The following is a 14,178-nucleotide window of genomic DNA, read 5'->3' as shown; positions in this document are numbered from 1 at the left end:
ATTTTTCAGAGCTCTAGCGGTCACACGCTGGTTAGCCTTTGATGTTCTATTTGGGCGAGCATACCCGCCCCTTCCTTTTGATTGACTCTACTTTCACGCCGTCTAATGTATGCTCATTAGTACGGTTATTGCTTTTCTAATAGCCTTGCTCTTTCGCCATCTTGATTGCGATTTGTGGCGCATTCCAAAGAGACGGTAAAAGAATTAAAGACACAGGAACCGCGGTAATAACGATGAAAGATTGCAGCGCGGAAATACCACCTGAACCCAGGGAAATCAGAATCAAAGCGGTTACCCCCATCATCACACCCCAAAATGTTCTAATAATCGCGTTAGGCTCAGTTTCACCACTGATTACCACGCTGATCGTATAAGTCATTGAGTCGCCCGTGGTGACGATAAAAATCGTGGTTAATATGAGAAAGAGAATTGAAATCAGCATCGGTAGCGGTAATTGCTGAGTTACAGCGAGCAGTGCACCAGGTAGGTTGAAGCCTTCAAATGCTTTACTCACACTGCCCGGTTCTGCAATTTCAAACGCCAAGCCCGAACCACCGACAATGGTGAACCAAAAGCACGTCACTAACGGCGCGACAATGCTAATTGTGGAAACCAATTGGCGGATGCTGCGACCACGAGAAATACGCGCGATGAAAATTGCCATCATTGGTCCGTAACCTAAGAACCATCCCCAGAAGAATACCGTCCACCAGCTCAGCCAGCCTTCATCACCACGATACGTAGCCATTGGGATAAAGTTGTCGAGCATGCTACCAACGCCTTGGATGTAGCCATTAAAAATGAAGTTAGTTGGGCCAAACAGCAGGATGTAAACCATCAAAGCCATTGCCAAAATCACGTTGTAGCGACTTAACATCTGCATACCGCGATTAAGACCACTGAGCGCTGATAAGGTGTAAAGTACAATCGCGAATAAGATAATAATCAGCTGCGTCGTGAACCCATCAGGGATCTCAAACAAGGCGTTTAATGCGTAGCTCACTTGTAGGCCTAGGAAACCAATTGGCCCAATCGTTCCTGCAGCGACCGCCACAATACAACATGCGTCAATCAACGCACCGGTGTGACCTTTTAGAGCTCGTTCGCCCAACACTGGGTAAAGCAAAATGCGCGGTTTTAGTGGTAAACCTTTGTCATAATGAAGGTGCATGACAACGATTGAAGTTAAACTACCGACAATCGCCCACGCTAAAAACCCCCAGTGCATGAAAGATTGAGATAAGGCGTTGACCGCACCTTGCTGAGCATTTTCTTGTGCGCCATACAAAGGTGGCGGGCTAACAAAATGCGCGATTGGCTCAGCCGCCGCCCAAAAGACCCCGCCCCCGGCAAGTAGCGTACAAAAGATGATCGCCATCCAACGAAAGGCATCCATTTCCGGTTTAGCACGCCCACCAAGAATCACTTTGCCTGTTCGCCCCGCTGCCAATCCAAGACCAATAAGAAAAGTCAGAAGAAGAAGTAGCTGCCAATAAGGCCCAAAAACTTTAACCGACCAAGCAAACCCTGTGTTTACTAGGCTAGAGAGAAGCTCTGCATCATAGAGAGCAAGAGAGACAAACAGCGCAATAAAACCGCCGCTATACCATAAGGCTGGGTTGCTCAGTCCGAGTTTATCGGAAGTGGATTCGGTCCCTTTTGTTGTTGAGGTTGACTGGCTCTTCATTCCTGCCGTTAACGAAGCATTCATGCTTGCCGCGTCTAAGTTTGAAGGTTTCACGCTATTGGTTAAATCAGACATACTCTGACTCCAGAGGTTTCATTGCAGCTGTCATTTCAATGATGACTACAAGAGGTGTATTTAACACCTGCCCTATTGTTGTTTGTATTGAGCAGGCTGTTCCATGTTTGGGTTACGCGTTACGAAATAGGCTAATTACCTTGTCTTTAGCTAGGCCTGTGAATCGGCTCTAAGCCTTCTTTAAGGAAGTTAAACCAGTTTTCACCCATTACTTGTCCCGCCTCGGATTCACTGAAACCGTGACGCATTAATCCGTTGTAAATATTTTCCATACCTGCACTTCCGCAGAACCAAGGCAGCGCATCAGGCCAGCCAGAGTTGTTTGCAGATCCTTCGCCGTAATCCATCGCTTTTGACCAGCGCCCGTTGCGCATCCATTCCAACACGGCTTGCGGCTGATTCAGGCATAAATCACTGCCGATCCCTAAATGTTCAACACCAACCATGTCCGCAGTGGTTGCGACCATTTGGCAAAAATCTTCCAGTGAACATTGGCTGCCATTGGGTAAATGGAACGGGTATAAGCTGAACCCGATGAGACCACCACGAGCGGTCAGCGCTTTAATCACATCGTTCGATTTATTACGTAGCGCATCGTGTGCAAATGTCGGGTTAGCGTGACTGATACAAATAGGGCGTGATGAAAGGTCAATCGCCTCAAGCGTCGAACGCTCAGCGCTGTGAGACATATCGATGATCATTCCGACGCGGTTCATTTCTTCAATCGCTTGTTTGCCAAATCGGGTGATGCCAGAGTCGTGCTGCTCGTAACACCCTGTTGCGAGTAAACTTTGGTTGTTGTACGTCAGTTGCATGATCAGCAGGCCTTGCTTACGCATCACCTCAATCAAGCCAATCTCATCATCTATTGGAGAACAGTTTTGTGCACCAAGGAAAATGCCGACTTTGCCGGTGGCTTTTGCCACTTCGACGTCAGCCATTGAGTGAATCGGTATGATCAAATCAGCATTTTGCTCAAATCTTAAATTCCACTCAGCGAAGCGAGACAGCGTTTCGCGAGCCGTTTCGTGATAAACCATGGTCGCGTGTACTGCGGTGATCCCACTTGCTTTTAAGGTTTGAAAATACTCTCTGTCCCAATTGCAGTACTGCAATCCATCGATAACAATCCGTTGTTGGTACATAACCACTCCTTAATAAACTGTCTTAAATTGGGTGAGTGATGGTGGCGTTAAACCCGCCACCAGAACACGATTAATAAGGACGTTGGTAAGCGGTCTTCACCACGGTGTAGAATTCTTTGGCGTATTGCCCCTGCTCACGCGGGCCAAAGCTAGACTCTTTGCGGCCACCAAATGGCACGTGATAATCTGTCCCTGCGGTTGGCAAGTTGACCATCACACACCCAGTTTGCGCTTGCTCTTTAAATAAGGCGCTAGTACGCAAGCTCTGAGTAATGATCCCGCCAGTTAAGCCAAAGCGAGTGTCATTGGTCGTCGCGATCGCTTCTTCTAGGTTGGCAACGCGAATCACACTTGCCATTGGAGCGAACACTTCTTCTTGGTTCACTTCCCAATCATTTTGAGTATTTAAGAACAGCGTCGGTGACATGTAGTAGCCATCATGCACTAGGTTCAAACGCTCTCCGCCAAAGGCTAGTTCACCACCGCTTTGACGTGCTTTTTCAATCCAGCTGAAATTCGCGTCAAGCTGATTGCCATCGACAACAGGCCCCATGAACACGCCTTCTTCTAATGCGTGGCCAACTTTCAATTCGCTCATTCTCTTGATCAAAGCTTCAACGTATTGGTCGTGGATACTGTCCATCACCACAAGACGAGAAGAGGCAGTACATTTCTGGCCCGCACCCGAGAAAGATCCGGCAATGGTTGCGTCTACCGCAGTTTGAATATCGGCATCATCAGCAATCACCAACGCATTCTTACTGCCCATTTCTAACTGGCAACGCACAAAATTCGGCGCGGTTGCTGCTGCAACTTTACGACCAGTTTCTACCGAACCGGTAAAGCTCACGCCATTCACATCTTTTGAATGAATCAGCGCATCCCCAACCTTTGAACCACTGCCAAGTACTAAGTTAAACGTACCGGCAGGAATACCTTGGCGATGGATGATTTCTGTCAGTGCCACGGCACTTGCTGGCGTCAGGTTCGCTGGCTTCCAAATCACACTGTTGCCAAAGGCTAACGCAGGGGCAATCTTCCAAGCGGCTGTTGCTGTCGGAAAATTCCAAGGGGAAATAATGGCGATAACGCCCACGGCTTCACGGGTCACTTCAACGGAGACCCCTGGACGGACGGAAGCTGCGTTATCACCAATTTGACGCAGTACTTCTGCTGCAAAATACTGGAAAAACTGTCCAGCACGGTAAATTTCACCGCGCCCTTCAACAAAAGGCTTACCTTCTTCACGAGAAAGTAAGGTGCCTAGCTCGTCGCAACGGGCAATCAGTTCATCACCTATTGCTTGCAGTACCGCTTGCTTACGCTCAATAGGCGTTTTTTCCCACTCAGGCTGAGCATACTTAGCTGCCGAGATTGCTTGTTGAACTTGAGATTCGCTAGCCTGAGCAAAGTGACCAAGACTTTCGCTGATATCTGAAGGGTTAATATTTTCAACAGTGCTCACGCCCGCTTGCCATTCTCCAGCGATATAAAGCGCGTTTTCTGGTTGAATCATGTTTGCTTGAGTCATCGTTCTGTCCTTGTCACGTTAAGGTTGCGTTTGAGCCTGGCAACCAACTTAATTAATCGGGTTAGAGAGGTTGTTAATTTGGATTAGAGCCCATTATTCCGGTTGTGAAGCTGACGCGTACACCACAAACTCCACCAGCATTTCTTCACGCGCCAACCCTGCAACCACCATCGCTGCTCGATTTGGGTAAGGGGCCTCAAAATACTCTGCATACACACTGTTAACGGTTTTCAGGTACTCTCGATCCGTCACATAAATCAGCACTTGCAGAACAGAGTCGAGCGACTCACCCGCACATTCCAAGGTGTGAACAAGGTTATTGAAGGTTTGGCGTGTTTGCGCCTCAATTCCCCCTTCAACGACCGCACCAGTATCATCAATTGGGATTTGAGCGGTATAGAGTGTACCGTTACTGACGATCGCCCATTCCAGTGGCGCTTTCGATGCAAAAAGAGAAGTTTTAACAGGGTGTTTTTTGGTCAATTCGTTCACGACTAAATCCAACTTTGTAACAAATATGTTTCAAGATGGTTAAATACTGCCAATTGACACTTGATAAATCTAACGGTAAATTTTTTACATTTGATAAAAAAAACTTATCACCTTGCTAAAAGTAAGGTAAATAAAGGGCTGAGAAGGGATTGAGCAAATGAGTATCAAGCTGCAACAATTAAAACATTTTGTTTTGGTCGTCGAAGAAGGAGGATTTCGCGCGGCATCCAATCGAGCAAATCGCTCTCAAGCGGCCCTTTCAACCTCAATAAAAGAGCTCGAAAAAATCCTAGGTCAGCCGTTGTTTGAAACAGGAAACAAATCAAACCTCACTCCTTTTGGCGAAATTTGCCTGCCAAAAATCATTCAATTCTTAAATGTTTACAAAGCTTTAGATAACGATTTACGTGCAGCTGCGGCTGGCCAGCAAGGCCGCGTTCGAATCGCGAGCGTTCCTTCCGTCGCAGCAAAATTGATCCCTAGCGTATTGGGTGCCTTTTGTGAGCGGTTCCCCAATGTAGAAGTGAGTTTGATTGATGATAATGCAGCAGGTGTCGAGGCGCGGTTACTTTCTGGCGAAGTCGATTTAGCACTTGGAAATAGCTCTAATCTAGAAGAGCAGACCATTGATTTCACCCCCTTGATAGCCGACCCAATAGGAGTGGTATGCTTAAAAGACAACCCTATAGCGAACCAGCCAGAGGGTATTGAGTGGCAAACTTTGTTAAAACAACCTTTCATTCGTAATGGGACTTGCACACTGCTCGACCCTACTCCCGCACGAACGCTCAGTGAGCAAGCTTTGTACTCTGTCGAAAATATTACATCTCTATTTTCGGTTTTAGAGTTAGGTATTGGGGTCACAACACTGCCTAAGCTCGCGTTCCCAACTAACGAAACTCGGCTAGTCTGGATTCCATTGATTGATCCACCATTACAACGCCAAATTGGGATTTTCCGATTGGCAGACAGAACCATTTCCCCTCAAGCCCAAGCTTTTCATGATCTCTGCATTCAATACCTCAACTACACGGATTAATTCATAAACATTTAAACGGGCGCGTTGATAAACTCCACGTCGTTTTGTAGCAGTCAGGCTATAGATTCATACAAACATCACGCAATGGGTTGAAAGCAATCCGAAAACGTCATGTCGCTATTTACATAGCGGAAGCATTTATCGGCTTTAATCAGAAAATACCGTTAGATAGCACACAAAGGTGGGAAAACTGACTAAGCTAAAAAGTCTATCGATAAGGGGAGTAATAAAACACAAGAGGGGCTAACGCAGAGGAAAGAGTAGATTTTAGCCATTAGCCGAAATCACGAAACATAATATGCTGATGACTTTGCTGGGATTCAAGGGGTAACCGCGAGATTATTTGATAACACTGAACTTAATCACACATGTGTAAATCCACACTTGGTCAAAATACACTGAGTTTGCTACGTTTAAATGACACAGTCATTGGAAAGGTATGATTTATGAAAGTAAACGTTCAAACACATCACGTATCAATTAACGACGACTCACGTAAAGAAATAGAACAAAAATTTGAGAAGGTATCAGGTCACTTTCCACAACTGATCAGTTGCGACATCATCATTACAAAAGAACACGGCCAACACGAAGTAGAAGTATTCACTAATTACGAAGGCGTACGTGTTTCAGCTAAAGCAACAAACGACATTATGTACCCTGCTATTTCATCAGCACTGAAGAAGCTCGAGTCAGGTTTGAGAAACCGAAAAGGCCAGCTAAAGTCTGATCTACACGAGAAGCCAACCAGCACGAAGCCTGAAATCGCTTCTGACATCATCCAAGAGATGAAACTCGTTTAAACTTACATTGAAGAATTCGAGAAGCCAGCAGAAATGCTGGCTTTTTTCATGTTTGGCATTCTTAAACATTGGCGTTACGATACACAAATGCATGGTTAGATTAATTTCAACGGAAAATGAGAGAGTAGTATGAAGAAGATTTCATTAATCATAGCGCTAGCAATGACTTTGATGGCTTGCACTGAAGTCGGTAGTGAAACCTGGTGTGAAGACATGAAAGAAAAACCAAAAGGCGACTGGACAGCCAACGAAGCCGGTGATTTTGGCAAGCACTGTATCTTCTAGACTCAGAGTTATCTCGATACGAAGAAAAAAGAGCGGGTAATCAACCTGCTCTTTTTACATCTATGTCAGTAAGCTGCTTGTTCTTATTTATGAGAATTGAAAAGTTCTACTCTATTACCTAAGCTCTAAAGTAATAATGGGGCGAAGAAACCTAAGATAATCAGAGAGGACTCACAATGCACTTTAGTTCACTCGACAAAGACCCGTCTGATTTGGAACCTAAGCAAGCTTATTTTCCACTCGAGTTTTTTGATGAACTGTCTCAAGCTAAAACGCTCGGCGAACTTCTACACAGTACCTCTTATTGGATCAATCAGATCTTTCACTCCGATCGCGTAAGTGTAACTATGCAGCAAGATGCTAATTATCTTTCTCTATTTGCAATTACGGGCAATAAAGCCATTCCTGTCGATCGCCCAATTCCAATTGAAAGCACCATGGTCGGTTCTGTCTTCGCTCAAGAAAAACTGGCGATCTGCAACGACACCAGTGCCGAAACCTACCTAGATTGCCAATGGCTTGCAGAAGGTGGAATGATGTCTTGCATGGACGCTCCACTAATCAGTGAAGGGAAGTGTTATGGCACAATTAACATAGCTCATCACAACAAGAACCATTTTTGTGAACAAGACGCCCGAGTACTGAGTAGCTTGGTTAGCTGGATCGCTTCACAAATACGAGTGCAAAAACAAGTCGTAAAAATGGAGACCTTGGCAAACATCGATACCCTAACCGGCATACTGAACCGCAGAGCTTTCATAGAAGCCACAAAACTCATCAACAACAAACCTAGAGCGTTCGACAAAAACCACGCGTTATTAATCATCGATATTGATAATTTCAAATCCCTCAATGACAAGTACGGGCATTTAGGTGGCGATGAAGTCCTGATGGCTATGGCGCGTAAAATTCAAAGTATTAAACGCAAAGATGACGTGTTTGCTCGAATCGGTGGTGAAGAGTTCGTGCTATTACTAGGGGATATCTCAGAAGAGGATTCATTGCATCTCGCAGAAAAATACCGCCAATCGATTGAGGAAATGACGGTACTGTTCAACAAAAAGAAGCTCAAATGTACCGTCAGTATCGGGATTTCTAGCCCTAAACCCAACGACATCAATTTTCGAGATGTCATTGCTCGGGCGGACAACGCCTTATATAACGCGAAAAAGTCCGGCCGCAACCAAGTCACATGCTGGGTTCAAGGGATCTAATCTGCGCTCGACTCCTAGCTAAATAAGGCCAGAACCTTCGAGTTCTGGCTCCAATACCTTTAACCAATTTACATACGCGCACGACGTTAGATGCAAATCATCACAGCTGAATTCATTCAATAGTAATTGCTCTGGAGCCAATACGGCATTGATATCCAAGAACCGTAACGCATGCGTTTGGCAATAAGATTTTAATCGCTGATTGAGTTCAGCCACCATCACATTAAGTCCAGCTAGCCTTTCACCGCCGTAAAGGGTTGATTGAACGATGACATCAATATCATGCTTGCGCCAAGTATCGAGCATCTCTTTATATTGAACGTACACTTCCTCTGCCGAGTAACCTTGGGCTAAATCGTTAATGCCAGCCATAACGCACACAAGCTTAGGGCTCACATTCAAGGTCGTGTCGATTCGGCGCAGCATTCCCGCTGTCGTATCTCCAGCTATACCTCGATTCACAAGTGAATACCGACGAAGAGCATCGAGCCACGGCCCCCACTCAGTGATCGAATCCCCAAACATGACTAAGTCGGCTTGAGGGGTAAAGTGTCGGTGTCCATCGGTCGCTAAGATATAACGACTCATACTATGTCCTCTCTGCTCAAGCTCAAGTCGCTCAACCAAACGACGTTTAGACATAGGGTCGTCACCTGCAAGCTCCGGAGATTCTAATAAACGTTCAATTTGGGTTTTAAATGCGCTTAACCGAGTTTCTAAGCCATGCTCATTTTTAATCGCAGTTAAAGCATCCAATAAGGAATACAGAGAAATGTCCGCACCGACTTGCTGATAAAGTGAATACAAATCAAGAGTTGTATCGGAGTGGAGTGCATTAAGAAGGGAAGCCTTATCCATAAGTATGAATCTCAATTCAAAAGATGAATCTACATACTAAAAGATAAACAGGGAAAATACAGTAGAAGCAAAATGACAGATAACAAGGCCTGAAAGGTCTTCAGGCCATTGACTGTCTCGGTATGCTTTCAATTAGAATGAAGACAAGTAACGCTGCTCTCGAACAACAGTACCATTTTCATCAACAATTTCGAACGTAAATGAGCGACCGTTATCGAATAAGTTCGCCGCCATGAATGAGCCTTTCGAACCAGTCACATAGTGCTTGGTACCATTGCCAATCACTTTCACGGCAACATCACTAACAGGTTCACCAGATTTCAATACCGTAACATCTGCGCGGTTACGGTCAGCATTGACTCGAATGGTGTAGTCACTTGCTGGCATTGCGTAAGCTAAAGTAGAAGTTAGAGCGGTAAATACGATTGCTTTGATTAATGTTTTCATAATGATTCTCTCTTGAATATTGGCTGATAATACGTTTTTGTAAATTGCGTCTAAGCGCTTGAGATAAATCATATGCGTGATTCCAATCGCAAAAAACCATAGTAAATTGTTATTGATGTTCGAAAAAATTGAATAACTTTTTAGTGCTAGCTTATGCCCTTTTTTTGTTCTGACTGAACGCAACGAAAACCCATCGATTTCAATTTTCTAACATGAAAACAAAAAAGCAGAGCCATATGGCTCTGCTTTTTTAACAACCCTTTCTCAAAGCGAACACTTTAAGATTTACGCTTCTACCGGTTTCACTTTTAAGTGGTTACGATTATCGCGGCTGCTACGAATCAATTCTTCACTATCATCGAGTGTGTCTGATTTTGCCAAGCGATCGTAGAGCAGTACATTCACTGTCGCGGCTAGATTCATGCAGCCAACGGTTGGAACGTATACGACATGGTCAGCTCTGTCTGCAACATCTTGGCTGATTGAACCGTCTTCAGGCCCAAAGATATAGATAGCTTTTTCAGGATGCTGGAAGCGCGGAAGTGGCGTTGCACCTTCTGCCAATTCGACACACACGATTTGAGTGTCTGGCTCTAAGTCATCTAAAAAAGAATCTACCGAAGAAAGTGGAATAGTGCGTGTCGCACTCTTAGTATCCGTATGAAACTTAGCGGCTTTAGCATAACGTTGCCCGGTGTATTTCACCTCGTCAACTTGGTAACAGCCTGCAGCGCGCATTACTGCACCGACATTGGTTGGGCTTTTGGGGTTCGTTAGACCAATCGTGACATGGCTCGTTTTCATCGTAATTCTCACTTCAACATCAACTTCAGTACATAGGGTACTTGCTAGGGCGGCATTCTAGCAAAGAGGCTCTCAAAGCTAAAGTTGCGCTGAATACCGCTTTATGTCGAAGAAAGTAGCAAAGCTAGTTGGATAGCTGATCAGAAAGGAAATCGACAAGCAATCTTACTTTTGGTGATAGGTTTCGGTTCTGAGGGTACAGTGCCCAAATGCCTTCTTTATCATCACGATAATCCGTCAGCACTTCGATTAATTCACCAGATTCCAACGCTTCATTCACGTAGTAATCGGGCAATTGAACTAACCCTACGCTTTGTTTCGCAGCATCTAGCAGAGCCAAACCACTGTTGCATTTAATACGACCACTCACACGCACTGCCCGAGGCTGTTTATTTTCCTTGAAACGCCAATGGGCAAAGCTCCCCACCAAACACTGGTGATTCGCTAATTCCGATAATGTATGCGGCTCACCATATCGTTCTAAATATTCAGGGCTCGCACACACGAAGAGTTGGCGCTGGGATAAACGTTTTGCAATTAAGCTGGAATCTTCTAAACGCCCTAGCCGAATAGCGACATCGACACCTTGATCGATCAAATCCAGTTTTTGATTGGTCAGCATTAAGTCGAGCTCCACCTGTGGGTGCAGCTGAATAAACTGGTGTAACAGAGGCGCCAGTTCACGTTCCCCATAGGTCACGGGAGCCGTCACTTTAAGTAGGCCTTTAGGCGTAGATTGCATTTGGGTGACCGCAAGCTCCGCTAACTCTAGTCCTTCCACCAATTGCTTACATTGCTGGTAATAGACATGACCCGCTTCGGTCAGCGAAACTTTACGCGTGGTACGGTTTAGCAATTTCACCGCTAAACGTTCTTCTAAATGGGAAACACGACGACTAATTTGAGCCACTGATGTCGCTAACTTTTTAGCCGCGCCAGTAAAACTTTCCAACTCCGCAACGGCGACAAATTCGCTCACCCCTTCCCAATTAGCCATTGAATCGTTTCTCGCTCTTAATAAATACTTTAATTTCAGAGGTTAGTGTATTTTAGATAATACGGTATGTCACATGTTGATGTAGGATCGCAGGTGGATTAGACAAACCGACACCTAACCTACCCATTAATAGTTGGGCAAGTTCTACTCAGCATCTGTCAGAGATTGCGAAACCATCAGCAAAATTATCGACTTAACTTGAACACTTAAATTCAGTTACTTACACTCACTTTAAGTCTCGTCATTTGTAAAGGATTAACAGTGGAGATAAAAACGCAGTACCTCGATGATATCAACATTCTCATCATTGATGACTCAAAAACCTCTTCAATGCTAATCAAACAGCAGCTCGTTGGCCTGGGGCTAAGGTACGAACAGATTGTTGCGGTCGATTCTTACCAAGAAACAATCAAAGCCGTAGGCGTTCGCCACTACGATATTTTGATCATGGATTACCATTTAGAGCAGACGCTCACTGGCCATGAACTAACAACTCTCTTATACAAAAACCGTCTTATCGATGAATCTACCGGTGTATTAATTATTTCCGGGGACTCGAGCCATGAGACAGTGTTGACGTCACTTTCGGGCAAAGTTAAGCACTTTATAACTAAGCCGATTAATACCAAGTCTCTCGGCGACAAGATCAACGCCATCTATAAAGAAAGTGAACTGCTGCAACAAATTATTGAACGGCTCAAATCGCCATCACCTTCGCTAACTGGTGATCTTATCGTGCTGATGGAGCAAGTCGATTTCGCCATCAGTTTAGAATCGAGCCTAATCGATTTATTGATTCAGAAAAATCAGTGGGACACTCTCACAGAGTACCTCGCGTATTCTACGTCCTCTAGCCATCCAACCAAGCAATACGCACACGCTATGTTGGTGTCAAAAGAAGGCAACGTAGATGAAGCCATAAATCAGCTTTCTGACTACATTGTTCAAAAACCTCTATCGCTTAAAATCATGGATTGCTTAGCCAACCTTTACGAGCAACAGGGGAAGTTTTCCGATGCTCTAAACTGGGCATTAAAAGGATTTGAATTAACACCTAGTATCAGTGAACGCGCGATACATGCGAGCCGCCTCGCTGCGCTACTCAATAGACGAGAATGCCTCATCACAATTGGTCACTCATTCTCTCGCCACCTTTCATTAGCCGATAGCCACTGGCTAAACTCCATCGTTGAGTATAGCCACTACCTTGAAGCCGTTTACCTGCACAGTGAACGCAGCAGTGCGAAACGAGAGCTCCTTGAGCACTTCAGCGTATTTGTACAAAATGCCGAAAAAAAGCTCACGACTTCTCGTAAGGCGCACTTACTGTGTTATCAGCAGTTATTCCAATGCCGTATTTGGATACATGAACAAAACTTCAAAGGCGCCCATAAGAAAGTATTGCAGGCCGTTTCAACACACTACGACAACTTGTCTAAGTGCCCAGCCACCATCGTGCGGGAAGCACTTCCAATCTTAGAGTTTTTAGGGGAAAACTGGTTACGTCAGTACATGGAAAAGTTGCTGCCTACCCACTCTACAAATAACTCATCACCTTCACTGACCTTAGGTAACTCTCCTTTTGATCATCAAATGCTAGCTCGCCTAACAGGAGAGTTGAAAAAATTGGATAAAAACGACGCTCACTTGATCACAGCCTATGAAAAGGTCATTGCACAGTACCCCTATTCAACTGAAGTCAAAATGGAATATTTATACGCATTGAGAGGGGCGAAAGAGCGGCCGAGCCTAAATATCCCAGACTTACTCTTTGAACTCGATCAGCTCGCACTGCCGCCCAATTGGGCTCGCTGGCTTCACAGCCTAACCAACGCTGAACCAAGAACGGCTCTGCCGCCTGCATTCTCTATCTCGTTATAGAAAGAGCTGCGACTACTCGCTCAACTAGCCAATCTCTGTGATTGGCTTTTTTCATTTAAAGCTTCGCTTTGTCACCATAAAGTCAGGCGCAAATTCCAAGCCTAAATAGATATTCATCTAGAGAATCACTTAAACAATTCCTTGACATAAGTAAGGTTCTCTTTACTAAAAATGACCGCTACTTTACGTTCACTGACACCCAATTTACCTGGGGATTGATAGGATTAATGTCACCAACAAACTGGTAATAACTATTACAAAGAAGGTAATCCTATGAAAAAACTAATCATCCTTACATCAGCTCTTGTTCTTAGCTCAACAGCATTCGCAGCGACCTCAACATACAGCACAGGTACGCAACTCAAATCAGACGGCTACGCGACTCAAGAAGAAGCATTTGAAGCTGGATACGACATGATGGACGAGCTAAACACTAAGTCCTCTTACGAACTCTCACAAGCATTGCCATCTTCCGGCGCAACGCCTAAAGCACAGACATTCAAAATTGATGGTATGGAAGTGACGGTTGAAAAGTTCGCAGTAGAGCGTGGTGAAATTCAATATCGTGCAATCCTAGATGTTGATTACCAATACAAATTCAACGACAAGCGCGACAGCTAGTTCACCTCAAGAAGAGAACGTGATAATGCAATGGAAAGCAGCCTAGCCCGCAGAGTTAAGCTCTGCGGGTTAACTCGTTTTTGTTCGCAGAAAATAGCACCTCGTTTCCCTCCAAGAAACCCGCCAATTAAAACCAATGAACAGACTTGCACGTAAATCAGATTTACAGCAAATATGCGCTTAGTTTATTGAGTTTTACATCAACTAAAGCTATACCATTAAGGTGCACAAAAAATATAACTAACGCACCTATTCAACGTCCGAAGATTTGGCTTTTTCAATAACTCAAATCCCTGCTC

Annotated in this window: 14 protein-coding genes; 6 read left to right on the top strand and 8 right to left on the bottom strand. The window is 44.7% G+C overall.

All coding sequences use genetic code 11. The annotated features are described in order from the left end of the window. Positions 1 to 136 precede the first annotated feature (136 nt). The 4 genes from ACHUFI_RS03260 to ACHUFI_RS03245 form a co-directional block, all read right to left on the bottom strand. Positions 137 to 1,762: a BCCT family transporter gene (locus tag ACHUFI_RS03260; RefSeq protein WP_394246865.1), complete on the bottom strand. Its 1,626-nt coding sequence runs from the start codon at positions 1,760 to 1,762 to the stop codon at positions 137 to 139. Between the two features lie 146 nt (positions 1,763 to 1,908). Beyond that, a complete protein-coding gene (locus ACHUFI_RS03255; protein ID WP_394246863.1) occupies positions 1,909 to 2,907 on the bottom strand; it encodes a membrane dipeptidase in 999 nt (332 codons plus the stop codon). Positions 2,908 to 2,977: 70 nt separating this feature from the next. Continuing rightward, positions 2,978 to 4,438, bottom strand: a complete 1,461-nt coding sequence (locus ACHUFI_RS03250; protein WP_394246862.1) for an aldehyde dehydrogenase family protein — start codon at positions 4,436 to 4,438, stop codon at positions 2,978 to 2,980. A 93-nt stretch (positions 4,439 to 4,531) separates the two neighbouring features. Then, positions 4,532 to 4,930, bottom strand: a complete 399-nt coding sequence (locus ACHUFI_RS03245) for a RidA family protein (protein ID WP_394246860.1) — start codon at positions 4,928 to 4,930, stop codon at positions 4,532 to 4,534. A 157-nt stretch (positions 4,931 to 5,087) separates the two neighbouring features. Between ACHUFI_RS03245 and ACHUFI_RS03240 the strand changes: the two genes are divergently transcribed. From ACHUFI_RS03240 to ACHUFI_RS03225, 4 genes are all read left to right on the top strand, one after another. Then, positions 5,088 to 5,969, top strand: coding sequence for a LysR family transcriptional regulator (locus ACHUFI_RS03240; protein ID WP_394246858.1), 882 nt, complete (start codon positions 5,088 to 5,090; stop codon positions 5,967 to 5,969). Between the two features lie 446 nt (positions 5,970 to 6,415). After that, positions 6,416 to 6,772 (top strand): ribosome hibernation-promoting factor, HPF/YfiA family, encoded by a 357-nt coding sequence (gene hpf, locus ACHUFI_RS03235; protein WP_394246856.1) that lies wholly within the window; start codon positions 6,416 to 6,418, stop codon positions 6,770 to 6,772. Positions 6,773 to 6,901: 129 nt separating this feature from the next. Beyond that, positions 6,902 to 7,057: a DUF3012 domain-containing protein gene (locus tag ACHUFI_RS03230; RefSeq protein WP_394246855.1), complete on the top strand. Its 156-nt coding sequence runs from the start codon at positions 6,902 to 6,904 to the stop codon at positions 7,055 to 7,057. A 176-nt stretch (positions 7,058 to 7,233) separates the two neighbouring features. Beyond that, on the top strand, positions 7,234 to 8,271 hold the full coding sequence (locus tag ACHUFI_RS03225; RefSeq protein WP_394246853.1) for a sensor domain-containing diguanylate cyclase: 1,038 nt from the start codon (positions 7,234 to 7,236) through the stop codon (positions 8,269 to 8,271). Positions 8,272 to 8,289: 18 nt separating this feature from the next. Here the strand turns inward: ACHUFI_RS03225 and ACHUFI_RS03220 are convergent, their stop codons facing one another. The 4 genes from ACHUFI_RS03220 to ACHUFI_RS03205 form a co-directional block, all read right to left on the bottom strand. Further along, entirely contained in the window at positions 8,290 to 9,129 is an 840-nt protein-coding gene (locus ACHUFI_RS03220) for an SGNH/GDSL hydrolase family protein (RefSeq protein ID WP_394246852.1), read from the bottom strand. Between the two features lie 132 nt (positions 9,130 to 9,261). Continuing rightward, a complete protein-coding gene (locus tag ACHUFI_RS03215; protein WP_394246851.1) occupies positions 9,262 to 9,576 on the bottom strand; it encodes a hypothetical protein in 315 nt (104 codons plus the stop codon). A gap of 285 nt (positions 9,577 to 9,861) precedes the next feature. Next, positions 9,862 to 10,380, bottom strand: coding sequence for an RNA methyltransferase (locus tag ACHUFI_RS03210; protein ID WP_394246850.1), 519 nt, complete (start codon positions 10,378 to 10,380; stop codon positions 9,862 to 9,864). Between the two features lie 124 nt (positions 10,381 to 10,504). After that, positions 10,505 to 11,377 carry a LysR family transcriptional regulator gene (locus ACHUFI_RS03205; RefSeq protein WP_394246848.1) on the bottom strand — a complete coding sequence of 291 codons (873 nt, stop codon included), beginning with the start codon at positions 11,375 to 11,377 and terminating at the stop codon, positions 10,505 to 10,507. Positions 11,378 to 11,638: 261 nt separating this feature from the next. Between ACHUFI_RS03205 and ACHUFI_RS03200 the strand changes: the two genes are divergently transcribed. Together ACHUFI_RS03200 and ACHUFI_RS03195 are read left to right on the top strand one after the other, a co-directional pair. Continuing rightward, entirely contained in the window at positions 11,639 to 13,258 is a 1,620-nt protein-coding gene (locus ACHUFI_RS03200) for a response regulator (RefSeq protein WP_394246846.1), read from the top strand. Between the two features lie 273 nt (positions 13,259 to 13,531). After that, entirely contained in the window at positions 13,532 to 13,879 is a 348-nt protein-coding gene (locus tag ACHUFI_RS03195; RefSeq protein ID WP_394246845.1) for a DUF3316 domain-containing protein, read from the top strand. Positions 13,880 to 14,178: the final 299 nt, after the last annotated feature.

Source organism: Vibrio profundi (assembly GCF_043642225.1).
In the GTDB taxonomy this organism is placed as follows: Bacteria; Pseudomonadota; Gammaproteobacteria; order Enterobacterales; family Vibrionaceae; genus Vibrio; species Vibrio profundi_A.
Note: the sequence above shows the minus strand (reverse complement) of the source record. Positions and strands in the feature narration are given on the sequence as shown.